We start from the raw sequence: 24,652 nt of genomic DNA on the forward strand, positions 1-24,652 counted from the left end.
CGGTAGCATAGGTGGGCGCGCCGTAGGCGCGTTTTCGCGTTATCAGATGGAGAGCGCTATGGCTTGGAATGAGCCGGGTGACAACTCGAACAAGAACGACCAGGACCCCTGGGGTGGACGCCGTGGTGGTGGTCGCCAGGGTCCTCCTGATCTGGATGAGGCCTTCCGCAAGCTGCAAGACAGCCTGAACGGAATTTTTGGCAAACCCAAGCGCGGCAGTGGTTCGGGCGGTGGCGGCGGTGGTCGGGGCGGTAGCCTCGGTCTGTTCGGTATCGGCCTGGCGATTCTCGCCGTGCTGTGGCTGTACAACGCCATCTACGTGGTGGATGAGCAGGAGCAGGCGGTGATCCTGCGCTTCGGTCAGTACCACGAGACCGTGGGCCCCGGCCTGAACATCTACTTCCCGCCGATCGACAAGAAGTTCCAGGAGAACGTCACCCGCGAGCGTGCCTACAGCAAGCAGGGTCAGATGCTCACCGAGGACGAGAACATCGTCGAGGTTCCGCTGACCGTGCAGTACAAGGTCAGCAACCTGAAGGACTTCGTGCTCAACGTCGACCAGCCGGAAGTGAGCCTGCAGCACGCCACCGAAAGCGCCCTGCGCCACGTGGCTGGCTCGACCACCATGGACAAGATCCTCACCGAGGGCCGCGAACAGATGGCCACCGAGGTGCGTGATCGTCTGCAGCGTTTCCTCGATACCTACAAGACCGGTATCACGGTGACCCAGGTGAACATCCAGAGCGCCGCCGCGCCGCGTGAAGTACAGGAAGCGTTCGACGACGTGATCCGTGCCCGCGAGGATGAGCAGCGCGAGAAGAACCAGGCCGAAGCCTACGCCAACGGCGTGGTGCCCGAAGCCCGTGGCCAGGCCCAGCGCATCATCGAGGAAGCCAATGGCTACCGCGATGAAGTGGTCTCCCGCGCCCAGGGTGAGGCTGATCGCTTCACCAAGCTGGCCGGTGAATATCACAAGGCTCCGGAAGTCACTCGTCAGCGTCTGTATCTGGACACCATGCAGGATGTCCTGAGTCAGACCAGCAAGGTGCTGGTCACCGGCAAGCAAGGTCAGAACAACCTGATCTACCTGCCGCTGGACAAGATGATGGATGGCCGTGGTTCGGCAGCTCCGAGCAGCGCGCCCAGCGCGAGCAGCAGCACGCCGGATATCGGTTCGCGGGTCGCCAGCGACCTGCAGCAGCGTGACACGCGTACCCGGGAGAGCCGCTGATGAGTAACAAGTCCCTGATCGCCCTCATCGCGGGTGTGGTGGTTGCTGTTGCCGTCTGGAGCAGCGTCTACGTGGTGCAACAGACCGAGCGCGCGGTGATGCTGCGCTTCGGTCGCGTGGTCGAGCCGGATGTGAAGCCGGGTCTGCACTTCAAGATTCCGTACGTCAACACGGTGCGCAAGTTCGACGGCCGCCTGCTGACCCTGGATTCGCCGACCCAGCGCTTCCTGACGCTGGAGAAGAAAGCGGTGATGGTCGACGCCTACGCCAAGTGGCGCGTCTCCGATGCCGAGCGCTTCTACACGGCGACCTCGGGTATGAAGCAGATCGCCGACGAGCGCCTGTCCCGCCGTCTGGAAGCCGGTTTGCGTGACCAGTTCGGCAAGCGCACCCTGCACGAAGTGGTGTCGGGTGAGCGTGATGCGCTGATGGGCGATATCACCGCTTCGCTGAACCGCATGGCGCAGAAGGAGTTGGGTATCGAAGTGGTCGACGTTCGCGTCAAGGCCATCGACCTGCCCAAGGAAGTGAACCGCAGCGTGTTCGAGCGCATGAGCACCGAGCGTGAGCGAGAGGCTCGCGAGCATCGCGCCAAGGGTCGCGAACTGGCTGAAGGTATCCGTGCGGATGCCGATCGTCAGCGTCGTGTGCTGCTGGCCGAGGCCTATCGCGAATCGGAAGAAACCCGTGGTGATGGTGATGCCAAGGCGTCGGCGATCTACGCCAAGGCCTACGCTGCCGATCCGGAGTTCTATGCCTTCACCCGCAGCCTCAAGGCTTATCGCGAGAGCTTTGCGGACAAGAAGGACGTGCTGGTGCTCGATCCGAGCAACGAGTTCTTCCGCTATCTGGAAAAAGCTAAACCCTGAGTCAAACTCTCCGGCGGGCGGCAGCGCCCGTCGGAGAAATCGTGTTATCATGGGTCAGCCGGGAAATCCCGGCTTTTTTGCGTCCGCGAGAATGATGTACGAGAACCATGTGGCAGGAATTCGGCAAGGCGTTCTGTCTGTTGCTGGTGCTGGAAGGCATCCTTCCATTCCTGATTCCGCGTGGTTGGCGCGACGCCGTGAGCGGGCTCGGGCGCCTTGGCGACCGCAGTCTGAGACTCATCGGGCTGGGCAGCATGCTGCTCGGCACCGTCCTTCTTTACTGCATTCATTGAAGTGCCGCCCGGCTGAAAGGGGAGAGGCGAGATGGCAACGGTAGACCGCTGGCTGCTGCCAGATGGGATCGAAGAAGTGCTGCCACCGGAGGCGGCGCGCGTTGAAGCAGCCCGCCGTCAGGTGCTGGACCTGTTCCAGCGCTGGGGTTACGAGTTCGTCGTCACCCCGCATATCGAATACCTGGAATCCCTGTTGACCGGTGCCGGCCAGGATCTGGACCTGCGTACCTTCAAGGTCACCGATCCGGCTTCCGGCCGCCTGATGGGCTTCCGCGCGGACATCACCCCGCAAGTGGCGCGCATGGACGCCCACAGCCTGCGTCGCGAAGGCCCGAATCGCCTGTGCTACGCCGGCAGCGTGCTGCATGCCCGCCCGCGTGCGCTGGCCACTTCGCGCAGCCCGATCCAGCTGGGTGCCGAGCTTTACGGCAATACTGACTCGGCAGGTGACGTCGAAGTCATCAGTCTGCTGCTGGACATGCTCGAGATGGCCCAGGTGCCGGATGTGCACATGGACCTCGGTCATGTTGGCATCTACCGTGGCCTGGCCCAGGCTGCCGGTCTTTCCGGTGAGGTCGAGCAACTGCTGTTCGACGCCCTGCAGCGCAAGGCCGTGGACGAAGTCGCGGCGCTGACCGAAGGTCTGTCCGCCGAGCTCGCCGGCATGCTGCGTGCGCTGGCCGAGCTGTGTGGCGGCCGCGAAGTGCTGGACCAGGCGCGTGAAGTGCTCGCTGGCGCCCCGGCTCCGGTGCAGGCCGCGTTGGCCGACATCACCGCCATCGCCAACTCGCTGGCCGCGCGCTTCCCGCAGCTGCCGCTGTATTTCGACCTCGGCGAGCTGCGTGGCTATCACTATCACACGGGCGTGGTGTTCGCTGCGTTCGTGCCTGGGGTTGGCGAGTCCATCGCCCAGGGTGGTCGTTACGACGACATCGGCGCCGACTTCGGTCGTGCGCGTCCGGCTACCGGTTTCTCTACCGACCTCAAGACCCTGGTCACTCTCGGCCGCGCTCAGCTTGACGAGCCGCGCAGTGGAGTCTGGGCGCCGGCCGATGGCGCCGGATTGTGGCAGGCGGTGCAGCAGTTGCGCCGTCAGGGTGTGCGCGTGGTACAGGCGCTGCCCGGGCAGGATGCGGCTTCGGCTACCGAAGCGGGCTGCGACCAGCAACTGCTGGCTCGCGATGGCAATTGGCAGGTGATCGCGCTCTGAAGCGCGTCACTTCGAGTTTCCGCCGGCCGCGGCCGGCACCGAACATCCAAGGGGACAAGAGTTATGGGTAAGAATGTCGTAGTCCTGGGCACCCAGTGGGGTGATGAGGGCAAAGGCAAGATCGTCGACCTGCTGACCGACCAGGCTGCTGCCGTGGTGCGTTACCAGGGCGGCCACAACGCCGGTCATACCCTGGTGGTCGCTGGCGAGAAGACCGTACTGCACCTGATTCCGTCGGGCATCCTGCGCGAAGGCGTGCAGTGCCTGATCGGCAACGGCGTGGTGCTGGCCCCCGACGCGCTGATGCGCGAGATCGCCAAGCTGGAAGAGAAGGGCGTACCGGTGCGCGAGCGCCTGCGCATCAGCCCGTCCTGCCCGCTGATCCTGTCCTTCCACGTAGCCCTGGACCAGGCTCGCGAGAAGGCCCGTGGCGACGCGAAGATCGGTACCACCGGTCGCGGCATCGGCCCGGCTTACGAAGACAAAGTGGCCCGTCGCGGCCTGCGCGTGGGCGACCTGTTCCACCGCGAGCGCTTCGCCGCCAAGCTGGGCGAGCTGCTGGACTACCACAACTTCGTCCTGCAGAACTATTACAAGGAACCGGCCGTCGACTTCCAGAAGACTCTGGACGAGTGCATGGCCTACGCCGAAGAGCTGCGTCCGCTGATGACCGACGTGACCTCGACCCTGCACGACCTGCGCCGTGCCAACGAGAACATCATGTTCGAAGGCGCCCAGGGCTCGCTGCTGGATATCGACCACGGTACCTACCCGTTCGTCACCAGCTCCAACACCACCGCAGGCGGTACTGCCACCGGTTCGGGCTTCGGCCCGCTGTACCTGGACTACATCCTGGGTATCACCAAGGCCTACACCACTCGCGTGGGTTCCGGCCCGTTCCCGACCGAGCTGTTCGATGACGTCGGTGCGCGCCTGGCCAAGGTCGGTCACGAATTCGGCGCCACCACCGGGCGTGCCCGTCGTTGCGGCTGGTTCGATGCCGTCATCCTGCGTCGCGCCATCGAGATCAACAGCCTGTCCGGCCTGTGCCTGACCAAGCTGGACGTTCTCGACGGCCTGGAAACCGTGCGTATCTGCACCGGCTACCAGAATGCCGCCGGCGAGCTGCTGACCGATGCGCCGACCGACGCCGACAGCTACATCGGCCTGCAGCCGATCTACGAAGACCTGCCGGGCTGGAGCGAGTCCACCGTCGGCGTGCAGAGCCTGGAAGGCCTGCCGGCCAATGCGCGTGCTTACATCAAGCGCATCGAGGAGCTGGTCGGTGCGCCCATCGACATCATCTCCACCGGCCCGGACCGTGCCGAGACCATCGTCCTGCGCCATCCGTTCGGCTGATTCAGAGCCGTACACTGCAACGGGCCGCTCATGCGGCCCGTTGTCGTTTCCGGGGTTCGATCCTGCGCGGCGGCACGCGCTTTGCTGGTGAAACGCATTGGCGCCTTTCGCGCCAGACATCCGTTGCATCCGGAGGAAGCCCGCCGTGTCCGCCGTCCTGTCTCTGTTGCGCAGCCGCTTGCTGCGCCCCGCTTTCATCGCCTTGGGTGCCGCGCTGCTGGTGCAGTTGGCAATTGCTCTCTGGCTTACCCGCAGTACCGTCGAGGGGCTGGTCAGCGACCTGGGAACACACTTGGGTAACGAATCGCAACGCCTGGCCGGTGAGCTGGAGCAGGCTGGCCGCGAGGTGACTTCCGGCTTGAATGAGCTTTCAGCGCGTACCCGCGAGCGCCTGGGTTCGGCACTCTCTGCGCGCCTGGAGGAAGAGCAGGGCGAGCTACGTCAGGGGCTGGAGCAGAGCCTGCGCCAGTCCGCCACTGAGTTGGCGCAATTGCTCGCCGCCGTGGCGCCCAAGGCCATGTGGGATAACGACGTGCCGGTGCTCTCCGACTACGCTCGGCGCGCGCAGGCCAACCCCAATGTGCTTTTCGTCGTGTATGACGATCCCCAGGGGCAGCACTTGACCCGTTACCTCAATCGCGAGGATGCGCGGGTCAAGGCGCTACTGGAGAAAGGCAAGGGCGAGCGCGCGCTGGACAAGGTGCTCGAGGCGGCGAGCCACGACGATTCGGTATTCCTCGTCGAGGCGCCGATCAGCCCTAACGGTGTGGTCATCGGTACCGTGCGCCTGGGTGTCTCCACCGATGCCATCGAGAAGCAGATTGCGGCGCTGGACCAGCGCTTCTCCGCGCTGGTCGCCAGTGGCGACCAGTTGGTGGGCGATAGTCTCGCTGCTGCCGCCGCCGACAGCACCAAGGCGCTCACGGCGCGCCTGCAATCGGCGAAGCAGGCGGCGGACGACATGAGTCGCGGTGCAAGGACCTCCATCGAAGAAGCGGCCGGTACCCTGCGTTGGCGGATCGGTATGGGTCTGGTGCTGGTTGGCCTTGGTGTGTTGCTGTGTCTGGCAATCGTGCTCGGCCGCCGCGTGGTGAATCGCCTGCGCCTGCTGATCGACGCGTTGGATGATCTGGCGGCGGGAGAGGGCGATCTGACCCGTCGTGTACGCCTGGACAGCCGCGATGAGCTGGGTGAAATGGCGAGGGCGGTGAATCGCTTCGTCGACAAGCTTCAACCCATCGTCCGCGAGGCCGGGCAGGTGGCGCAGCAGACCGGCAGCGAGATTGCCGCGCTCGCCAGTCGCAGCGCCAGTGCCGAGGCGGCGGCGGATCGGCAGCGCAATGAAGTGGCTGGCAGCCTGGAGGCGCTTTCCGGGATGGCGGCGGAAGCGGAAGTGGAGAGTCGCTCCATGCAGGCGGCCCTGGCGCGGGTCGGCGAGATACGCAGGGCGGCGCAGGACAATGCAGCCATTGCGCACAAGGTGGGTGGCCTGATCGAAACCCTGGAGTCCCGTGTGCAGAGCGGTGCCGGCGTGATCGAGCGCCTGGCGCGGCAGAGCGAACAGATCGAAGTGGTGCTCTCGGTGATCCACGGTATCGCCGAGCAGACCAACCTGCTGGCACTGAACGCGGCCATCGAAGCGGCGCGTGCGGGTGAAAGTGGCCGCGGTTTCGCCGTGGTGGCGGACGAGGTGCGAGCGCTGGCGAGCAAGACGCAGCAGTCCACCGGCGATATCCAGTCGCATATCGATGCGTTGCAGCAGGGGGCGCGGGAGGCGGTCTCGGCTATCGGGCAGGCTCGTGAGCAGGCCGTCCAGGGGTTGGCCGCGTTGCAGGATAGCGAGCGGCTGCAACGGGAAGTGCAGAGTGCGGTGGAGGAAGTGCACGGTGCCATCGAAGCGGCGACTCATTCGGCGCAGCAACAGGCGGCTGGCGCTGCGGCGGTGCGCGGACGGGTCGAGGTGATCCATGCTGAAGCAAGTCGAGCCTCGGAAGCGGTGAGTGCGACGGCCAGCAGTGGGCGAGTGCTCGATGGGTTGGCCGGTCAGTTACGTGCCAGCCTGGGGCAGTTCAAGGCTTGAAGGTGCGCACGGTTCTGGCTTTTTCGCAGGAGCGGATTTTGTCCGCGATGTGCAGCAGGCTGGCTCCGAGCTGCCGGTAATCTATCGCGGACGGAGTCCGCTCCTACGCCAAGTTTGGGTTCCGGATAGCGGAAAGCCGAAAACAAAAAAGCCGAGCTATGCTCGGCTTTTTTGTTTGAAGATGGTGCCCAGGAGAAGACTCGAACTTCCACGGTGTTGCCACCGCTAGGACCTGAACCTAGTGCGTCTACCAATTCCGCCACCTGGGCATGCTTTTCAGCATGGGGTGCGATGATCGCTCATCGTCTTGCGGTGATGCAACCCTTGGTTGCATCGGGCGGTCTATTGTTCGGTTATCAGGGTTCCGAACCCGCCTGCTAAAGCCTGTCAGCGACTGACTTTATCCTTGAATAAGTGGTGCCCAGGAGAAGACTCGAACTTCCACGGTGTTGCCACCGCTAGGACCTGAACCTAGTGCGTCTACCAATTCCGCCACCTGGGCACTGGAGTCGATGATTACTCATCGTTTCCGTGTTACAACGTCTGTCTGACGCTGTGGGCGCGAACTATACGGAGAGCGTTTTCGCTTGTAAACCCCTGATGCGATAAAAAATTTATTCTCGCCCGAAGCTGACCGACGAGCGGATTTCGCGCTTCAATAAGCAGATGGCGAACCATACCCCTATATATAAGGTGACCGCACTTTAATGGCCGATTGGCAAAACCTCGATCCCGAGGCCGCCCGCGAGGCGGAAAAATACGACAACCCCATTCCCAGCCGCGAACTCATTCTGGCGCATCTCGCCGAACGTGGCGCGCCCGCGACGCGGGCCCAATTGCTCGATGAGCTCGGCCTCTCCGGCGAAGAGCAGGAAGAAGCACTGCGCCGCCGACTGCGCGCCATGGAGCGCGACGGCCAGCTTATCTATACCCGCCGTGGCGCCTACGCGCCGGTGGACAAGCTCGACCTGATCCTCGGCCGCATCGCCGGCCACCGCGATGGCTTCGGCTTCCTGATTCCCGATGACGGCAGCGACGATCTGTTCCTCAGCCCGACGCAGATGCGCCTGGTGTTCGACGGCGATCGCGCCCTGGCGCGTGTGTCCGGCTTCGACCGCCGTGGTCGCCGTGAAGGCGCGATCGTGGAGGTGGTCGAGCGCGCCCACGAGACCATCGTTGGTCGCTACTTCGATGAGAGCGGTATCGGTACGGTCGTGGCGGACAACCCGAAGATCCAGCAGGAAGTCCTGATCCCGCCGGGCAAGGCCGGCAAGGCCAAGCACAACCAGTTCGTCCAGGTGCGTATCGATGTCTGGCCGAGCGTGCATCGCCAGGCCCAGGGTGAAGTGGTGGAAGTGCTGGGTGACTACATGGCGCCGGGCATGGAAATCGAAGTCGCCCTGCGCAGCTACGATATTCCGCATACCTGGCCCGAGGCCGTGGAGAAGGAAGCCGCCAAGCTCAAGCCCGAGGTGCTGGAGAAGGACAAGGAGAAGCGTGTCGACCTGCGCGCCCTGCCTTTCGTCACCATCGACGGCGAGGACGCCCGTGACTTCGATGACGCGGTCTACGCCGAGAAGCGCAAAGGCGGCGGCTGGAAGCTGTTCGTCGCCATCGCCGACGTCTCTCATTATGTGAAGGTCGGTTCGGCCCTGGATGAAGAAGCGGCCAAGCGCGGCAACTCGGTGTACTTCCCCGAGCGCGTGATCCCGATGCTGCCGGAGATTCTTTCCAACGGCCTGTGCTCCCTGAATCCGCTGGTCGACCGCCTGGCCATGGTCTGCGAGATGAATCTCTCCAAGGCCGGCAAGATGACCGACTACCAGTTCTATGAGGCGGTCATCCATTCCCATGCGCGCCTGACCTACACCAAGGTCAGCCAGTACCTTGAAACCCCGGATAGTCCTGAAGGCCAGCGCCTGAAGGAACAACTGCCGGCGGTGGTGCCGCACCTCAATACGCTTTATGACCTGTACAAGGTCCTGGTCGGTGCGCGCCACGTGCGTGGGGCAATCGATTTCGAGACCCAGGAAACCCGCATTGTCTTCGGCGCGGACCGCAAGATCTCGGAAATCCGCCCGACCCAGCGCAACGATGCGCACAAGCTGATCGAGGAGTGCATGCTGGCGGCCAACGTGGCCACCGCCAAGTTCCTCGAAAAGCACGCCATCCCCGCGCTGTATCGCGTCCACGACGGCCCGCCGCAAGAGAAGCTGAACAACCTGCGGCAGTTCCTCGGCGAGCTGGGGCTGACGCTGTATCGCGGCAAGGGCGATCCGACTCCGGCGGACTACCAGAAGCTGCTGGAGTCCATCCAGGGCCGCCCGGACCTGCAACTGATCCAGACCGTGATGCTGCGCTCCCTGAGCCAGGCGGTGTACAGCCCCGAGAATGCCGGCCACTTCGGCCTGAACTACGAGGCCTACACCCACTTCACCTCGCCGATCCGTCGCTACCCGGACCTGCTGACCCACCGCGCCATCCGTGGCCTGATCCGCTCCAAGGCGGCGTCGGAGCACGTGCAGCGCGCCGGCGCCGCGAGCATGCCCAAGGCACGCATCTATCCGTACGACGAAGCGCGCCTGGCCCAGTTGGGCGAGCAGTTCTCGATGACCGAGCGCCGCGCCGACGAGGCGACCCGCGATGTCACCAACTGGCTGAAGTGCGAGTTCATGCGCGAGCGCGTGGGCGAGACCTTCCCCGGCGTGATCACCGCAGTGACCGGTTTCGGCATCTTCGTCGAGCTGAGCGACATCTACGTGGAAGGTCTGGTACACGTCACCGCGCTGCCGGGCGACTACTACCACTTCGACGCCGTGCATCACCGCCTCGCCGGTGAGCGCACCGGCCGCAGCTTCCGCCTCGGCGACAGCGTGGAAGTCGTGGTGGCGCGTGTTGACCTGGACGAGCGCAAGATCGATTTCGAGCTCTCCGACAATGTGCTGAGCGCGCCGATCGGCCGCAAGAAGCGTGGCGACAAGGCCGAGCCGGTTGCCAAGGGCAAAGTCGCCAAGGGCAAGGCGCCCAAGGGCGGAGCGGCAAAAGATAAGCCGGTCAGGGCTCCTCGTGCGGTCGCGGACGATCCCTACCTTGCTCCGGACGTTGCCGTCCAGCCACGCAAGCGCAAGGTTGGCGTAGTCCAGGCGCTACCTTCGGTGGCCCCGGAAATGCTCGCCAAGGCCGAGGAAATGCTCGGCAATACCGATGTGCGCAAGAGTCGCGAAGTGAAGAAGGCGCTGCTCGAAGAGGCCAAGGTCGGTGGTAACAAGCCGGCGACCGGCAAGGGCAAGCCCGCGTCCGCCGCTGGCAAGCCGCGCAATCCTTCGAAGCAGAAGGCCCGGTCCGGCAAGTCAACCAAGCACCGCAAGGGGGCGTCGCAGCCTAAGGTGGGTGCATCGACCGGCGCTCCGGCAGGCAAAGGTAAGGCGAAGAAATGAGTCAGTGGGAAAAGGTCTACGGGGTCCATGCCGTAGAAGCGTTGCTGCGCCATCACCCGAAGCGGGTCAAGCAGCTATGGTTGGCCGAAGGTCGGCATGATCCGCGCGTTCAGGCGCTGGTCGAGCTGGCCGGCCAGGTGCGTGTGCCGGTGGGCACGCGTGACCGCAAGGAGCTGGACGAGTGGGCTGAGGGGGTGCACCAGGGCGTGGTCGCCGAGGTCAGCCCGAGCCAGGTATGGGGTGAGAACATGCTGGAGGAGCTGCTGGAGCGCTCCACCGGCCCGGCGCTGTTGCTGGCGCTGGATGGCGTGACCGATCCGCACAACCTTGGTGCCTGCCTGCGTACCGCCGATGCGGCGGGCGCGCTGGCGGTCATCGTGCCGAAGGACAAGTCCGCCACCCTCAACGCTACCGTGCGCAAGGTCGCCTGCGGCGCCGCCGAGGTGATCCCGCTGGTGGCGGTGACCAACCTTGCGCGTACGCTGGAGAAGCTCCAGCAGCGCGGCCTGTGGATCGTCGGTACTGCCGGCGAGGCAACCCAGATGCTGTACGAGCTCGACCTCACCGGGCCGACCGTGCTGGTGATGGGGGCAGAGGGCAAGGGCATGCGCCGCCTGACCCGCGAGCACTGCGACTATCTCGCCAAGCTGCCGATGCAGGGCAGCGTCAGCAGCCTGAACGTCTCGGTGGCCACCGGCGTCTGCCTGTTCGAGATCGTCCGCCAGCGCCAGCTCAAGGCCGGCGCCTAGCCTTTCTGTAGGAGCGAGGGGGACGCCTAGTTCTTGCTCGCGAACGGCGCTGGCTCCGTGCTTGCCCGGTTCGCGAGCTAGCTCGCTCCTACGAAAAGCCCGTTGTACAAATAATCGTCAATTTCCTTGCGCCACCTTCCCCCCTTCTCTAGAATGTCGGCCCTTGTCGTCCGGGCAGGCGTTCGCGCGTGCTTCCGAGCGGCAAGGAAAAAATCATTCACTCCTTGTCTGACCGCTTTGTCGGCAGGCTGCAATCCGTAAGGAGCATTTATGCGTCATTACGAAATCGTGTTCCTGGTTCACCCGGACCAGAGCGAACAAGTCGGTGGCATGGTCGAGCGTTACACCAAGGCCATCGAAGAAGACGGCGGCAAAGTCCACCGTCTGGAAGACTGGGGCCGTCGTCAGCTGGCTTACGCCATCAACAACGTGCACAAGGCTCACTACGTTCTGATGAACGTCGAGTGCACCGCCAAGGCCCTGGCAGAAATGGAAGACAACTTCCGTTACAACGACGCCGTGATCCGTAACATGGTCATCCGTCGCGACGAAGCCGTTACCGGCCAGTCCGAAATGCTGAAGGCCGAAGAGAGCCGCAACGAGCGCCGTGAGCGCCGTGAGCGTCCCGAATCGAACGAGGGCGAGTCCGCTGACGGCGAAGATAGCCGCGACAGCGCTGACGAGTAATCCCGGACCAGTATTGAGGAGCCACACACATGGCACGTTTCTTCCGTCGTCGTAAGTTCTGCCGTTTCACCGCTGAAGGCGTGAAAGAGATCGATTACAAAGATCTGAACACCCTGAAGGCCTACGTTTCCGAAACCGGCAAGATCGTTCCGAGCCGTATCACCGGCACCAAAGCCAAGTACCAGCGTCAGCTGGCGACCGCTATCAAGCGCGCCCGTTACCTGGCCCTGCTTCCCTACACCGACAGCCACGGCCGTTGATCGGGCAGTCGACTGGAATTGATGGATAGATCGCATGCGCGCATTGGCTGAATTCGTCATGCGAGGCCGCATGCAGGCGACCCTGGTGGTCGTCGCAGCCGCGGTACTGCAGCCGTTGTTCTGGCTCGGTGCCGCAGCAGGCAGTCTGGTGCTGTTGCGCCGTGGTCCGCGTGATGCCTTTGGCATCCTGGCCTGGGCGCTGCTTCCGGCACTGGCCTGGTGGTACCTGGGTGACCCCAGCGTAAGTCTGGTTCTGGTGGGTAGTACCGTGCTGGCGCAGGTTCTGCGCAGCAAGGTGTCCTGGAACCAGGTGATGCTGGCGAGCGTTGTGCTCGGTGCGGTGTTCGTGCTGCTGCTCAGCACGGTGTCGGCCGGGTTGGTCGCGGGTCTTGCCGATGCATTCGGCAAGGCACTGCCGCAGGTTCTGGCCGAAGCCAAGCTTTCGCCGGAACAGATGGCCGCCCTGCAGGCGGAGATGGTTCCGACCATCACCGGCCTGATGGCAGCTTCACTGCAGACGATCAGCCTGTTGTGCCTGATGCTGGCGCGTTACTGGCAAGCAGTACTGTTCAACCCGGAAGGGTTTGGCCGCGAGTTCCGCGCACTGCGCCTGTCGCCGAGCACGGCTGTAGCGCTGCTGGTCGGCGTTGTGGCACTGCCCTTCGCAGGGCCCGCGGCCACCATGCTGGCGCCGTTGTGCATGATCCCGTTGCTGTTCGCCGGGATCGCACTGGGGCACGGCCTGGCCGCGCTGAAGAAGCTTCCGGGCTTCTGGCTGGCACCGCTGTACCTGCTGGTATTCGTACTGGGCAATGTGATCTGTCTTGTCGCCGTAGTCGACAGTCTGTTTGATTTTCGCGGTCGTCTGGCGAAGCGCCAGAAAGCTGCGAACGGTGAAGGTTAAAAGTTAAGAGGTAAGACTCAAATGGAAGTCATCCTGCTGGAAAAGATCGCCAAACTGGGCAACCTGGGCGACAAGCTGAACGTAAAGGGCGGTTACGCTCGTAACTACCTGCTGCCGCAGGGCAAAGCCACCGCTGCCACCGCTGCCAACGTCGCTGCTTTCGAAGAGCGCCGCGCAGAGCTGGAAAAAGCCGCTGCTGAGAAAAAAGCCGCTGCTGAAGCTCGTGCTGCCCAGCTGGCCGAACTGATCGTGACCATCGGCGCCCACGCTGGCGACGAAGGTAAACTGTTCGGTTCGATCGGCACCCGCGACATCGCCGACGCCGTTTCGGCTGCCGGCTACCCGCTGGAAAAGAGCGAAGTTCGCCTGCCCGACGGCGCCCTGCGCGCTGTAGGCGAATACAACATCGAAGTGCAACTGCACATGGATGTTGATGCAACCCTGCACGTGGTTGTAGTCGCCGAGTAAGCGATCCGTCGCTAGGACGCTTCCCACGGCTTGCCTGTGTGAAGCTGTCCGCTAACAATGGGCACGGTTCCGATCTTCGGTCCGTGCCCTTTGTTTTTTCCGCCGTTTCATTCAACACGAAGAGCCCATGAACGACATCACCGTCCCCGAGCAATACGACCTGCAGACCGCTTCCCTCAAGGTGCCGCCGCACTCGATCGAAGCCGAACAGGCGGTGCTGGGTGGTCTGATGCTCGACAACAACGCCTGGGAGCGCGTCTCCGACGCCGTGTCCGACGGTGACTTCTACCGCCATGACCATCGCCTGATCTTCCGCGCCGTCTACAAGCTCGCCGAAGCCAACCAGCCGATCGACGTGGTGACCCTCTCCGAGCAGCTCGAACGCGAAGGGCAACTGCCCCAGGTGGGCGGCCTTGCCTACCTCGCCGAGCTGGCGAAGAACACGCCTTCGGTGGCGAACATCAAGGCTTACGCGGGCATCATCCGCGAGCGCGCCACCTTGCGGCAGTTGATCGGCATCAGCAGCGATATCGCCGACAGCGCCTTCAACCCCGAAGGGCGCAGCGCCAACGAAGTGCTCGACGAAGCCGAGCGCAAGATCTTCGAGATCGCCGAAGCGCGGCCGAAGACCGGCGGCCCGGTGGGTATCGGCGATATCCTGGTCAAGACCATCGACCGCATCGATCACCTGTTCAACACTTCGGATGCGCTGACCGGTATCACCACCGGCTTCACCGACCTCGACGAGAAGACCAGCGGCCTGCAGCCGTCCGACCTGATCATCGTCGCCGGCCGACCGTCCATGGGCAAGACCACCTTCGCCATGAACCTGGTGGAGAACGCCCTGATGCGCAGCGACAAGGCGATCCTGGTGTACTCGCTGGAGATGCCCTCCGACTCCATCGTGATGCGTATGCTCGCCTCGCTCGGGCGCATCGACCAGACCAAGGTGCGTACCGGCAAGCTGGACGACGAGGATTGGCCGCGACTGACCTCGGCGGTGAACCTGCTCAGCGACCGCAAGCTGTTCATCGACGACACCGCGGGCATCTCGCCCTCGGAAATGCGCGCGCGGACCCGCCGTCTGGCGCGCGAACACGGCGAGATCGGCATGATCATGGTGGACTACCTGCAGCTCATGCAGATCCCCGGTTCCGCCGGCGACAACCGTACCAACGAGATTTCCGAGATTTCCCGCTCGCTCAAGGCGCTGGCGAAGGAATTCAACTGCCCGGTGGTGGCACTCTCCCAGCTCAACCGCTCGCTGGAGCAGCGCCCCAACAAGCGTCCGGTGAACTCCGACCTGCGGGAATCCGGAGCGATCGAGCAGGACGCCGACGTGATCATGTTCGTCTACCGCGACGAGGTGTATCACCCGGAAACCGAGTTCAAGGGCGTCGCCGAGATCATCCTCGGCAAACAGCGTAACGGCCCCATCGGCACGGTGCGCGTGGCCTTCCTCGGTCGCTACAGCCGCTTCGAGAACCTCGCTCCCGGCATGTACAACTTCGAAGACGAGTAACGATGCCGCATTCCGCGTGATCGACGGGCGCCTTAAGATAGGCGCCCGTTTTCATTGCAGAGGCTGCCATGCGCCCGCTCGTCGCCCACGTCGATCTAGCCGCCATTCGCCACAACTACGCCGTCGCCAAGCGCTGTGCGCCCGGGCGCGAAGCCTTTGCGGTGGTCAAGGCGAACGCCTACGGGCATGGTGCGCGGGAGGTGGTGAGCTGCCTGCACGACGAGGCTGACGGTTTCGCGGTGGCCTGCCTGGAGGAAGCCGCCGAGGTCCGTGCCCTGCACGCCGGCGCCCGCATTCTGCTGCTGGAAGGCTGCTTCGAGCCCGCGGAGTACCTGATCGCCGCCCAGCTGCGCCTGGACGTGGCCGTGCAGGGCGTCGAGCAGGCCCAGGCTTTGCTCGCCGCTCAACTGCCCAGTGCGCTGAATGTGTGGATGAAGCTGGATAGCGGTATGCACCGCCTGGGCTTTTCGCCTGCGGCGCTGCGCGACTGGCACCCCCGCTTGCGCCAGGCGCCGCAGGTGGCCGAGCTGAACCTGATGAGCCACTTCGCCAATGCCGACCTGCGCGGCGACGAGCTGAGCGAAGACCAGGTGGCCTGCTTCCTCAGTGTGCTGGACCTGGACTTCGACCTGCGCTCGCTGGCCAATTCCGCCGCCGTGCTGACCATTCCTGCAGCGCACATGGACTGGGTTCGTCCGGGCATCATGCTTTACGGCGCCACGCCGTTCGCCGACATCGGCGCGGCCGAACTGGGCCTGCGCCCGGCCATGAGCCTGGAGGCACAGCTGATCGCCGTGCGCGAGGTGGCGGTGGGACAGAGTGTCGGTTACGGAGCCACCTGGGTGGCTGAGCGGCCGTCGCGTATCGGCACCGTGAGCTGTGGCTACGCCGACGGCTATCCACGTCACGCGCCGAGCGGCACGCCGGTGCTGGTGGCTGGCCAGCGCGCGCCGCTGGCCGGGCGCGTCTCCATGGACATGCTGGCGGTGGACCTGACCGACCTGCCCGGCGCCGCCGTCGGCGATCGCGTCGAGTTGTGGGGCGCCAACCTGCCAGTCGACGAGGTGGCGACCCATGCCGGGACCATCGGCTACGAGCTGCTGACCAAGGTCACTGCCCGCGTGCCGCGCCGCTACCGCAGCTGATCAGCTGCGGTCTTCGCTTTCCAGCCATTCGTTTTCCAGCCAGAGCTCGCTGGTTTCGCCGCCAACCTCGTTAGCCATGGCGTAGGCCGCCCGACCATTGCCCTTCACCTCGTAGAGTGCCTGGTCAGCGGCCTTGTAGAGCTTGCTGAACTGCATGGCGTGGCTGGGATAGATGGCCACGCCGATGCTCGGCGTGACGCGCAGCTCCAGGCTGTCGAACTTCACCGGGCGCGACAGCTCGTTGAGGATGCGGCAGGCGATTTCCTTGGCGTGACCTTCGGCGTCGGGGCCGGCGATCAGTGCTGCGAACTCATCGCCACCCAGGCGTGCCACGCAGTCGCTGCCGCGCACACACTGGCGCAGGCGGTTGCCGACGTTCTGCAGCATGAAGTCGCCCGCGTCATGGCCGTGGCTGTCGTTGATCGGCTTGAAGTGATCGAGGTCGACCAGCATCAGCGCCAGGGTCTCGCCGTTCTGCTGGGCGTTGGCCAGGGCGTGCTCGGCGTGCTCCACCAGGTAGCGACGATTCGGCAAGCCGGTCAACGGGTCGTAGTGGGCAGCGTGCTGCAGTTGTACTTCGCGCTCGCGCAGGAGCTGGTTGCTCTGGGTCAGTTCGGCGGTACGCTCGGCGACGGCTTTCGCCAGATCGTGCTGGGCGCTCTGCATCAGGGTCAGGCGTGCGCTCTTCTCCCGGTCGGCCTGTTCCAGTGCCTGGGCGCGCTCGCGCTTGAGCCCCTGGATGCGCGAGGTGAGGGCAAAGGAGAACAGCACCGACTCCATGGCCACGGCGATGGGGAAGATGTACGAGGTCAGCGGCGATGGCTGGACTACGCCGGTGGCGCGCATGACCGAGATGCTCACGCTGGTCAGCACCAGGCCGAAGCCCAGCAGGTAGAGGAAGGCCGGGAACGAGCCCTGGCGCCAGCGCACCAGGGCGCCGCCCAGCGCCGCCGGCACGCCGATCAGGGTGATCACTACCAGCATCCAGCCGGCGACGCCACGCAATTGCAGGGCGCCGAGGACGATGGTCAGCACGTAGAGCGCGCAGTTCAGGTTCAGTAGCCAGTGCGACCAGCGCACATGGCGGCGGGTCTGCAGCAGGGTGATGGTGAAGCGGTGCACGCACAGCCCCCAGAGCGAGGGCAGGGTGATGCGGTCCAGCCACCAGGGTACCGGGTGGTCCGGCCAGAAGTACTCGAAGCCATGGCCGCTCATGCCCAGGCTGAACAGCAACGCGGCGGCGGTGGTCAATACGTACCAGAAGTACGCCGGGTCGCGCAGGGTCAGCAGGATGAACAGGTTGTACAGCAGCAGGGCGGCGATCAGGCCGTAGATGAAGCCGAGGAACAGGCCGGTATCGGCGCGGTGGTCCTGCAGGTCGTCCAGCGACCAGATGCGTAGCGGGAAGGAGTTGCCGGCCGGATCGTAGACGCGGGCATACAGGCGTACCGGGCCGGTGCCTTCGGGCAGGTGGAAGACCGGTCGGCGGTAGTCGCGGTCGCGGCCCTCGGCAAAGGGCACGGCCTCGCCGGAGAGCACCTGGCGATAATTGCCCTGGGCGTCCGGCAGATAGAGACGCAGGTCCTTCAGGTTGACCGCGTCCACCTCCAGCCACCAGCCGCCCAGCGGGGTAGTGCGGCGCTCGAGGTCCAGGCGTAGCCACCAGCCGTCGGGGCTCTGGCCGACGCTGGTACGGCCGTTGGCCGGCACGAAGTCGTGGCTGGCCTGCACGGCTGCCAGCGACAGCGGGCCGTCACGTTCCTGCAGCAGTTCGAGGTGATCGTTGAGCCAGGCGCCGCTGGCCTTGTCGTCCAGTTCGAAGGCTAGCGCCGTGTGGCAGAACAGCAGGGTAAGCAACAGCACGATGGCACGACGCACGACAGGCACTCCCTGGCCTGGGCGCGATGGCCAGGCGTACTGCGGATAGTGGCTGAAGTATAGCCATATGATGGCATTGGCAATCTACCGTACGCCGGTTAAATCTGAGCTCGGTAGTCGGATTTGTACACTTTTTGTGCTATATTCCGCGCCCGCGTTTTTCCGCGAATCCTACTAGAGATACCCCCGGTGCCCGTGATGCAAGCCGCCAAGCCGCTGTTCGACTATCCCAAGTTCTGGGCCGAGTGTTTCGGTCCGGCGCCGTTCCTGCCCATGAGCAAGGAAGAGATGGACCAGCTGGGTTGGGATTCCTGCGACATCATCATCGTCACCGGGGATGCCTACGTCGACCATCCGTCGTTCGGCATGGCCATCATCGGCCGCCTGCTGGAGGCCCAGGGCTTCCGCGTGGGCATCATTGCCCAGCCGGATTGGCGTTCGAAGGACGACTTCATGAAGCTCGGCCAGCCGAACCTGTTCTTCGGCGTGGCAGCGGGCAACATGGATTCGATGATCAACCGCTATACCGCGGACAAGAAGGTCCGCAGCGATGACGCCTACACCCCGGGCGGCCTCGCCGGCAAGCGCCCGGACCGTGCCAGCCTGGTCTACAGCCAGCGCTGCAAGGAAGCCTACAGCGACACCCCGGTAGTGCTCGGCGGCATCGAGGCCTCGCTGCGCCGCATCGCCCACTACGACTACTGGCAGGACAAGGTACGCCGCTCCATCCTGATGGACGCCACCGCCGATATCCTGCTGTACGGCAACGCCGAGCGCGCCGTGGTGGAGATTGCCCAGCGCCTGGCCGCCGGCGAACTGGTCGAGCAGATCACCGACGTGCGCGGCACCGCCTTCGTGCGCCGCGACACCCCGGAAGGCTGGTTCGAGGTGGACTCCACCCGCATCGATCGCCCGGGCAAGGTCGACAAGATCATCAACCCGTATGTGAACACCCAGGACACCGCCGCCTGCGCCATCGAGCAGGAAAAGGGCGAACAGGAAGATCCGAACGAAGCCAAGGTCGTGCAACTGCTGGCACACCCGCGCCTGGAGCGCGAGCGCACGGTGATCCGCCTGCCGTCGTTCGAGAAGGTGCGCAGCGACGCGGTGCTGTATGCCCACGCCAACCGCGTGCTGCACCTGGAAACCAATCCGGGCAACGCCCGTGCCCTGGTGCAGAAGCACGGTGAAGTGGACGTGTGGTTCAACCCGCCGCCCATTCCGATGAGCACCGAGGAAATGGACTACGTGTTCGGCATGCCCTATGCGCGCGTGCCGCACCCGCTGTACGGCAAGGAAAAGATTCCGGCCTACGAGATGATTCGCTTCTCGGTGAACATCATGCGTGGCTGCTTCGGTGGCTGCACCTTCTGCTCGATCACCGAGCACGAGGGGCGGATCATCCAGAACCGTTCCCACGAGTCGATCCTCGCCGAGATCGAGGAAATGAAGAAGGTGCCGGGCTTCACCGGTGTCGTCTCCGACCTGGGCGGGCCGACCGCGAACATGTACCGCATCGCCTGCAAGGACCCGGAGATCGAGCGTCACTGCCGCAAGCCGTCGTGCGTCTGGCCGGGCATCTGCGAGAACCTCAACACCGACCACTCCTCGCTTATCGAGCTGTACCGCAAGGCCCGTGCCCTGCCGGGCGTGAAGAAGATCCTGATCGCCTCGGGCCTGCGCTACGACCTCGCCGTGGAATCGCCCGAGTACGTCAAGGAGCTGGTGACGCACCACGTCGGCGGTTACCTGAAGATCGCCCCGGAGCACACCGAGGAAGGCCCGCTGTCGAAGATGATGAAGCCGGGCATCGGCACCTACGACGCCTTCAAGCGCATGTTCGAGAAGTTCTCCAAGGAGGCGGGCAAGGAGCAGTACCTGATCCCGTACTTCATCGCCGCGCATCCGGGCACCACCGACGAGGACATGATGAACCTCGCCCTGTGGCTCAAGCGCAACGGCTTCCGTGCGGACCAGGTGCAGGCGTTCTATCCCTCGCCAATGGCCAGCGCGACCGCCATGTACCACTCGGGCAAGAACCCGCTGCGCAAGGTCACCTACAAGAGCGACGGCGTGACCATCGTCAAGAGCGACCAGCAGCGTCGCCTGCACAAGGCCTTCCTGCGTTACCACGACCCGAAGGGCTGGCCGATGCTGCGCGAGGCACTGGAGCGCATGGGTCGTGCCGACCTGATCGGCAACGGCAAGCATCACCTGATCCCGACCTACCAGCCGCAGACCGACGAGTACCAGAGTGCGCGCCGCAAGAACTCCACCCCGGCCGGCAGCAAGAAGACCGGCAAGCCGCTGCTGACCCAGCACACCGGCCTGCCGCCGCGCGCCAGCAACGGCTCCAAGCCGTGGAACAAGGCGGAGGAAGGCAAGGCCAGCGGCTATGCCAAGGGCAAGAAGCGCACCACCAAGCGGCAGCCGAACATCCCGCGCTGACCGGCCCGGCTGCGTGATCGAGAAGGCGTGACTGTCAGGCAGTCACGCCTTTTTGCTGGAAGAAACTCACGTAGGCCTTGTCCACCTTCAGAATGTGGTGGATCAGCCAGGCCTTGAGCAGCTCCAGGGCTTCGACCGAGACGACCTCGCCATCCTCGTGGCGGTACAGCAGGTCGATGATCTGCCGGTTGAAGCGGTCGTGCTCGGCGCGGTGCGCCTCTTCCTCGGGGTAACCCAGGCGCTGGAACAGTACTTCCTCGACGATGAAGTGATTCATCGTGTACTCCACCAGTTGCTCCAGCAGTTCGCCGATGGGCTGGCCCTCGCCATCCTGGCCGTTGAGGCTGTCGTACAGCGCGTTGGTGAGGTCGACCAGCCAGCGGTGCTGTTCATCGATCCGCTCGATTCCGATCACGAACTCGTCGTTCCAGGGCATGAAGCTCATCCGTGCACTCCTTGGGTTGGAAGCGCAGATCATCCCGATCCGCCACTGTGAAACAGTGACGTCAATCAATCAAAGTGCGATGCGTCTGAAGGGCTGGCGCGGCGCGGGATGTAGGAGTATTCTCGGGCTTAACTGGTACGATAGTTCCATATCATAAGAACAAGACCGGAGCCCGCCATGCGTCTCGCTACCCTCTCGCTTCTCGCATTCTCCGTTGCCCTGGCCGCCTGCGGCGAAGGCGACAAGCCTACCGCAGCCGTCAGCAGCGACTTCCAGAAGGACCTGCAGGCGCGCCTGATCAAGGCCAAGGCCGGCGATGTCATCGACATTCCTGCCGGCACCTACCACCTGGACCGCAGCCTGAGCCTGAAGGTCGACGGCGTGACCATCCGTGGCGCCGGGATGGACAAGACCATCCTCAACTTCAAGAACCAGAAGGCCGGTGCCGAAGGCCTGTTCGTCGATGCCTCCGACTTCACCATTGAGAGCCTGGCCATCGAGGACACCAAGGGCGATGGCCTGAAGGTCATCGGCGGCAAGAACATCGTCATCCGCAATGTCCGCACCGAGTGGACCAATGGCGCCTCCACCGAGAATGGCGGCTATGGCATCTACCCGGTGCAGACCGAGAACACCCTGCTCGAAGGCAACGTCGCCATCGGCGCCTCCGACTCGGGCATCTACGTGGGCCAGTCGCGCAACGTCGTGGTGCGCAACAACCGCGCCGAGCGCAACGTCGCCGGCATCGAGATCGAGAACACCATCGGCGCCGACGTCTACAACAACGTCGCCACCGACAACACCGGCGGCATCCTCGTCTTCAACATGCCCAACCTGCCGCAGCCGGGGCGCGGCACCCGCGTCTTCGACAACGACGTGCAGGGCAACAACCACGACAACTTCGGCCACAAGGGCACCCCGGTGGCCAGCGTGCCGGCAGGCTCGGGCGTGGTGGTGAACTCCAACGACGACGTGGAAATCTTCAACAACAGGATCGGCAACCACAAGACCGCCAACGTCATCGTCAGCAGCTACTTCAGCACCGGTTATTCGGACAAGGCTACCCAACCCAACTTCGACCCCTACCCAGAAGGCATCTTCATCCACGGCAACACCTTCGGCCCCGGCGGCGACAGCCCCGACCACCTGGAGCTGAAGGCGCTGAAAGTCGCCAAGTTCGGCCTCAGCGGGCGCCTGCCGGACATCCTCTGGGATGGCTACTTCAACGAGAAGAAACTGGTCGACGGCAAGCTGCCCGAAGCCCTGGCCATCTGCATCGACAACGGCAACGCCGGCATCGTCAACGTCGATGGCCCCAACGGTTACAAGAACATCAGCACCGACATCAGCTCGCACCAGTGCAAGCTCAAGCCGCTGCCGAAGATCGAGCAGGCCGGCCTGGGTGAAAAGGGCAACAAGGCATGATGAAACCTGCTTCGTTCCTGTTGTCGCTCGCCCTGGCCGCTACGCTGGCCGGGTGCGGGCAGGAGAGCAAGCCGCGTTATCAGCCCGAAGGCGACGACTACCCGGAGAAGCTCAGTGGCTGGGGCATGCTGCACCTGGCGGACGGCCACCTGACGCCGGCCGCCGAGGTACTGCCGTATGACCTCAACACCCCGCTGTTCACCGATTACGCGCACAAGCTGCGTACCGTGTGGATGCCCGAAGGGCAGTCGGCGCAGTACGCCGAGGAGCGTTTCGACTACCCCGTCGGCACCGTGCTGACCAAGACCTTTTATTACCCCAGGGACGCCCAGGGCAACCTGCTGCAGAACAGCCAGGACGACCGCGACCCCAAGGCCGGGCTCGACATGGCCAGGGTGCACCTGGTGGAAACCCGCGTGCTGGTTCGCCAGAAGGATGGCTGGGCGGCGCTGCCCTACGTGTGGAATGCCGACCAGAGCGAAGCGACCCTGGAGGTTGCCGGCGACAGCCCGGCGCTGGAGCTGACCGCCGAGGACGGCAAGAAGACCGCCTTCACCTACATGGTGCCGGACGCCAACCAGTGCTCGGAGTGCCACGCCGAACAGAAGGGCGGCGGCATAGCGCCGCTGGGGCCCAAGGCACGGCACCTGAACAAGGACTTCGCCTATGCCCAGGGCAGCGAGAACCAGCTGCAGCACTGGCAGGCACGCGGTTTCCTCAAGGGCCTGCCGGCGCTCGCGCAAGTCCCGCAGAACGCCCTGTGGGGCCACCCGCGTCCCGGCGAGGACCTGGAAAAACAGGCACGCAGCTACCTCGACGCCAACTGCTCGCACTGCCACAACCCCAAGGGCGCGGCGCGCACCTCCGGCCTGCACCTCGACCCGCACACGCCGGTATCCATCGCCTATGGCCTGTGCAAGCCACCGGTGGCGGCAGGCGGCGGCACCGGGGGGCGGCTGGAGGACATCCACCCCGGCAGCCCGGAGAAGTCGGTGCTCAGTTACCGCGTCGGCAGCGACAAGCCAGGCGACATGATGCCCGAACTGGGCCGCGCCCTGGTTCACCGTGAAGGACTGGAAATACTCAACCGCTGGATCGCCTCGCTACCCGGCGACTGCTAGTGGAACAAGGCCTGGAGCCCGCCAGGGCTCTGGGCTGCGTGCTGCGACGAGCAAACCGCTGGGGCCGTGCTAGCGTTCATCTGGTCCCTTTCTCTCGCAGGTGCGCTTCCATGGACGATACGAACATCATCAATGTGGGTACGGAGAAGATCAACGCACTGTGGGCGACGGTTTCGCAGTACGCGCTCGCTTTCGGTGTGAAGATTCTCGTAGCCATTCTCTTCTGGGTTCTCGGCCGCTGGCTGATCAGCTTCGCCGTCGGCATGGTCGAAAAGGCCCTGGCGCGACAGAGCGTCGACCCCACGGTACTGCGCTATGTCGGCTCGTTCATCACCGTCACCCTGAACATCCTCCTGGTGGTGGGCATCCTCGGCTACTTCGGCGTGCAGACCACCAGCCTCGCGGCGCTGATCGCAGCGATCGGCCTGGCCATCGGCATGGCCTGGTCCGGGCTGCTGGCGAACCTCGCGGCCGGCGGCTTCATCATCGTGCTGCGGCCGTTCAAGGTCGGTGATTTCATCTGCGCGGGCGGCGTGACCGGCACCGTCAAGGAAATCGGCCTGTTCGCCACTGCAATCAACACGCCGGACAACGTCCTGACCCTGGTGGGCAACAACAAGATCTTCAGCGACAACATTCAGAACTTCACCCACAACCCCTACCGCCGCGTGGAGCTCAAGGCGCAACTTTCCGGCGCAGCCGACTGGCAGGCCGCCGCCGCCGTGCTCAAGCAGCGCATCGCGGCCATCCCCAACGTGCTAAGCGAGCCGCCGGTGGACGTGGAGATCCTCGAGTTCAACCTGGTCGGCCCGGTGCTCGCCGTGCGCCCGTACTGCCATAATGACGCGTACTGGCAGGTCTACTTCGACACCAACCGCACCATCAAGGAAGCCCTGGGCACCGACTTCCCGGCACCGATGCCGGCGCAGACGGTGATCGTCCAGCAGTCGGCGAACAGCTGACGTTTGCCGCTCCTGCAAAGGCCACCGTGAGGTGGCCTTTTCTTTTCTCGCTGCGAGCGGCTGGCTGAGGACCGATGGCGCGCCGGCCCGGATGAATGGTGCGATTCTTCGGACGCCATCCTAGCTGCGCGCCCAATCCGCGCCGGCTAGCAGATTTTT

General features: G+C 64.4%; 20 protein-coding genes and 2 tRNA genes. 18 read left to right on the forward strand and 4 right to left on the reverse strand.

All coding sequences use genetic code 11. The features are described 5' to 3' along the window. Positions 1-58: 58 nt before the first annotated feature. From hflK to N5C91_RS02245, 6 genes are all read left to right on the forward strand, one after another. Positions 59-1,231: an FtsH protease activity modulator HflK gene (hflK, locus tag N5C91_RS02220; RefSeq protein ID WP_236199028.1), complete on the forward strand. Its 1,173-nt coding sequence runs from the start codon at positions 59-61 to the stop codon at positions 1,229-1,231. After that, positions 1,231-2,100, forward strand: a complete 870-nt coding sequence (gene hflC, locus N5C91_RS02225) for a protease modulator HflC (protein ID WP_045216231.1) — start codon at positions 1,231-1,233, stop codon at positions 2,098-2,100. The genes hflK and hflC overlap by 1 nt, the downstream gene beginning before the upstream one ends. 107 nt (positions 2,101-2,207) lie before the next feature. Further along, the gene (locus N5C91_RS02230; RefSeq protein WP_279827526.1) at positions 2,208-2,393 is read left to right on the forward strand and encodes a DUF2065 domain-containing protein; all 186 of its coding nucleotides are present in this window, start codon (positions 2,208-2,210) and stop codon (positions 2,391-2,393) included. 31 nt (positions 2,394-2,424) lie between these two features. After that, positions 2,425-3,603 (forward strand): ATP phosphoribosyltransferase regulatory subunit, encoded by a 1,179-nt coding sequence (locus N5C91_RS02235; protein WP_279827527.1) that lies wholly within the window; start codon positions 2,425-2,427, stop codon positions 3,601-3,603. 63 nt (positions 3,604-3,666) lie between these two features. Further along, the gene (locus N5C91_RS02240; RefSeq protein WP_236171299.1) at positions 3,667-4,962 is read left to right on the forward strand and encodes an adenylosuccinate synthase; all 1,296 of its coding nucleotides are present in this window, start codon (positions 3,667-3,669) and stop codon (positions 4,960-4,962) included. Between the two features lie 145 nt (positions 4,963-5,107). After that, positions 5,108-7,042 carry a methyl-accepting chemotaxis protein gene (locus tag N5C91_RS02245; protein ID WP_279827530.1) on the forward strand — a complete coding sequence of 645 codons (1,935 nt, stop codon included), beginning with the start codon at positions 5,108-5,110 and terminating at the stop codon, positions 7,040-7,042. A gap of 182 nt (positions 7,043-7,224) precedes the next feature. Here N5C91_RS02245 and N5C91_RS02250 read toward each other — a convergent pair. After that, a tRNA-Leu gene (locus N5C91_RS02250) sits at positions 7,225-7,311 on the reverse strand. Between the two features lie 146 nt (positions 7,312-7,457). Continuing rightward, positions 7,458-7,544: transfer RNA gene (locus N5C91_RS02255), tRNA-Leu, on the reverse strand. A 205-nt stretch (positions 7,545-7,749) separates the two neighbouring features. On the opposite strand from N5C91_RS02255, the gene rnr reads away from it, so the two are divergent. The 8 genes from rnr (at position 7,750) to alr (ending at position 16,214) form a co-directional block, all read left to right on the forward strand. Then, a complete protein-coding gene (gene rnr / locus N5C91_RS02260; protein ID WP_279827532.1) occupies positions 7,750-10,479 on the forward strand; it encodes a ribonuclease R in 2,730 nt (909 codons plus the stop codon). After that, a complete protein-coding gene (gene rlmB, locus N5C91_RS02265; protein WP_205337752.1) occupies positions 10,476-11,228 on the forward strand; it encodes a 23S rRNA (guanosine(2251)-2'-O)-methyltransferase RlmB in 753 nt (250 codons plus the stop codon). The genes rnr and rlmB overlap by 4 nt, the downstream gene beginning before the upstream one ends. Positions 11,229-11,498: 270 nt before the next feature. After that, complete coding sequence (gene rpsF, locus N5C91_RS02270) at positions 11,499-11,915, forward strand: 30S ribosomal protein S6 (protein WP_015479136.1); 417 nt, start codon at positions 11,499-11,501, stop codon at positions 11,913-11,915. Between the two features lie 29 nt (positions 11,916-11,944). Then, positions 11,945-12,175, forward strand: coding sequence for a 30S ribosomal protein S18 (gene rpsR, locus N5C91_RS02275; RefSeq protein ID WP_003095634.1), 231 nt, complete (start codon positions 11,945-11,947; stop codon positions 12,173-12,175). Positions 12,176-12,209: 34 nt separating this feature from the next. Beyond that, positions 12,210-13,079, forward strand: coding sequence for a hypothetical protein (locus N5C91_RS02280; RefSeq protein WP_279827535.1), 870 nt, complete (start codon positions 12,210-12,212; stop codon positions 13,077-13,079). A gap of 21 nt (positions 13,080-13,100) precedes the next feature. Further along, positions 13,101-13,547 (forward strand): 50S ribosomal protein L9, encoded by a 447-nt coding sequence (gene rplI, locus N5C91_RS02285; RefSeq protein ID WP_015479134.1) that lies wholly within the window; start codon positions 13,101-13,103, stop codon positions 13,545-13,547. Between the two features lie 127 nt (positions 13,548-13,674). Continuing rightward, positions 13,675-15,069, forward strand: a complete 1,395-nt coding sequence (gene dnaB, locus N5C91_RS02290; protein ID WP_038803348.1) for a replicative DNA helicase — start codon at positions 13,675-13,677, stop codon at positions 15,067-15,069. 68 nt (positions 15,070-15,137) lie between these two features. Beyond that, a complete protein-coding gene (alr, locus tag N5C91_RS02295) occupies positions 15,138-16,214 on the forward strand; it encodes an alanine racemase (RefSeq protein ID WP_236199022.1) in 1,077 nt (358 codons plus the stop codon). Here alr and N5C91_RS02300 read toward each other — a convergent pair whose 3' ends face one another. Next, positions 16,215-18,092 carry a GGDEF domain-containing protein gene (locus tag N5C91_RS02300; RefSeq protein ID WP_279827540.1) on the reverse strand — a complete coding sequence of 626 codons (1,878 nt, stop codon included), beginning with the start codon at positions 18,090-18,092 and terminating at the stop codon, positions 16,215-16,217. Between the two features lie 198 nt (positions 18,093-18,290). Between N5C91_RS02300 and N5C91_RS02305 the strand changes: the two genes are divergently transcribed. Continuing rightward, positions 18,291-20,540 (forward strand): YgiQ family radical SAM protein, encoded by a 2,250-nt coding sequence (locus N5C91_RS02305; protein ID WP_236171306.1) that lies wholly within the window; start codon positions 18,291-18,293, stop codon positions 20,538-20,540. Between the two features lie 34 nt (positions 20,541-20,574). On the opposite strand, the gene N5C91_RS02310 is transcribed toward N5C91_RS02305, so the two are convergent. Continuing rightward, positions 20,575-20,985 carry a bacteriohemerythrin gene (locus tag N5C91_RS02310; protein ID WP_236171307.1) on the reverse strand — a complete coding sequence of 137 codons (411 nt, stop codon included), beginning with the start codon at positions 20,983-20,985 and terminating at the stop codon, positions 20,575-20,577. 177 nt (positions 20,986-21,162) lie between these two features. Between N5C91_RS02310 and N5C91_RS02315 the strand changes: the two genes are divergently transcribed. The 3 genes from N5C91_RS02315 (at position 21,163) to N5C91_RS02325 (ending at position 24,493) form a co-directional block, all read left to right on the forward strand. Further along, positions 21,163-22,410 carry a parallel beta-helix domain-containing protein gene (locus tag N5C91_RS02315; RefSeq protein ID WP_279827544.1) on the forward strand — a complete coding sequence of 416 codons (1,248 nt, stop codon included), beginning with the start codon at positions 21,163-21,165 and terminating at the stop codon, positions 22,408-22,410. Beyond that, complete coding sequence (locus tag N5C91_RS02320) at positions 22,410-23,531, forward strand: SO2930 family diheme c-type cytochrome (protein WP_236171437.1); 1,122 nt, start codon at positions 22,410-22,412, stop codon at positions 23,529-23,531. Before N5C91_RS02315 ends, N5C91_RS02320 begins: the two co-directional genes overlap by 1 nt. 110 nt (positions 23,532-23,641) lie before the next feature. Next, positions 23,642-24,493 carry a mechanosensitive ion channel family protein gene (locus tag N5C91_RS02325; protein WP_236171309.1) on the forward strand — a complete coding sequence of 284 codons (852 nt, stop codon included), beginning with the start codon at positions 23,642-23,644 and terminating at the stop codon, positions 24,491-24,493. Positions 24,494-24,652 lie beyond the last annotated feature (159 nt).

This window comes from Pseudomonas sp. GD03903 (assembly GCF_029840045.1).
Classification (GTDB): domain Bacteria; phylum Pseudomonadota; class Gammaproteobacteria; order Pseudomonadales; family Pseudomonadaceae; genus Pseudomonas; species Pseudomonas pseudonitroreducens.

Excerpts from the sequence above, each read along its gene's own strand:
- rplI (WP_015479134.1), top strand. The coding sequence starts at position 13,101 with ATGGAAGTCATCCTGCTGGAAAAGATCGCCAAACTGGGCAACCTGGGC.
- N5C91_RS02310 (WP_236171307.1), bottom strand. The coding sequence starts at position 20,985 with ATGAGCTTCATGCCCTGGAACGACGAGTTCGTGATCGGAATCGAGCGG.
- alr (WP_236199022.1), top strand. The coding sequence starts at position 15,138 with ATGCGCCCGCTCGTCGCCCACGTCGATCTAGCCGCCATTCGCCACAAC.
- N5C91_RS02320 (WP_236171437.1), top strand. The coding sequence starts at position 22,410 with ATGAAACCTGCTTCGTTCCTGTTGTCGCTCGCCCTGGCCGCTACGCTG.
- rpsR (WP_003095634.1), top strand. The coding sequence starts at position 11,945 with ATGGCACGTTTCTTCCGTCGTCGTAAGTTCTGCCGTTTCACCGCTGAA.
- rlmB (WP_205337752.1), top strand. The coding sequence starts at position 10,476 with ATGAGTCAGTGGGAAAAGGTCTACGGGGTCCATGCCGTAGAAGCGTTG.
- hflK (WP_236199028.1), top strand. The coding sequence starts at position 59 with ATGGCTTGGAATGAGCCGGGTGACAACTCGAACAAGAACGACCAGGAC.
- rpsF (WP_015479136.1), top strand. The coding sequence starts at position 11,499 with ATGCGTCATTACGAAATCGTGTTCCTGGTTCACCCGGACCAGAGCGAA.
- dnaB (WP_038803348.1), top strand. The coding sequence starts at position 13,675 with ATGAACGACATCACCGTCCCCGAGCAATACGACCTGCAGACCGCTTCC.
- N5C91_RS02325 (WP_236171309.1), top strand. The coding sequence starts at position 23,642 with ATGGACGATACGAACATCATCAATGTGGGTACGGAGAAGATCAACGCA.
- N5C91_RS02240 (WP_236171299.1), top strand. The coding sequence starts at position 3,667 with ATGGGTAAGAATGTCGTAGTCCTGGGCACCCAGTGGGGTGATGAGGGC.
- rnr (WP_279827532.1), top strand. The coding sequence starts at position 7,750 with ATGGCCGATTGGCAAAACCTCGATCCCGAGGCCGCCCGCGAGGCGGAA.
- N5C91_RS02235 (WP_279827527.1), top strand. The coding sequence starts at position 2,425 with ATGGCAACGGTAGACCGCTGGCTGCTGCCAGATGGGATCGAAGAAGTG.
- N5C91_RS02230 (WP_279827526.1), top strand. The coding sequence starts at position 2,208 with ATGTGGCAGGAATTCGGCAAGGCGTTCTGTCTGTTGCTGGTGCTGGAA.
- hflC (WP_045216231.1), top strand. The coding sequence starts at position 1,231 with ATGAGTAACAAGTCCCTGATCGCCCTCATCGCGGGTGTGGTGGTTGCT.
- N5C91_RS02305 (WP_236171306.1), top strand. The coding sequence starts at position 18,291 with ATGCAAGCCGCCAAGCCGCTGTTCGACTATCCCAAGTTCTGGGCCGAG.
- N5C91_RS02315 (WP_279827544.1), top strand. The coding sequence starts at position 21,163 with ATGCGTCTCGCTACCCTCTCGCTTCTCGCATTCTCCGTTGCCCTGGCC.
- N5C91_RS02280 (WP_279827535.1), top strand. The coding sequence starts at position 12,210 with ATGCGCGCATTGGCTGAATTCGTCATGCGAGGCCGCATGCAGGCGACC.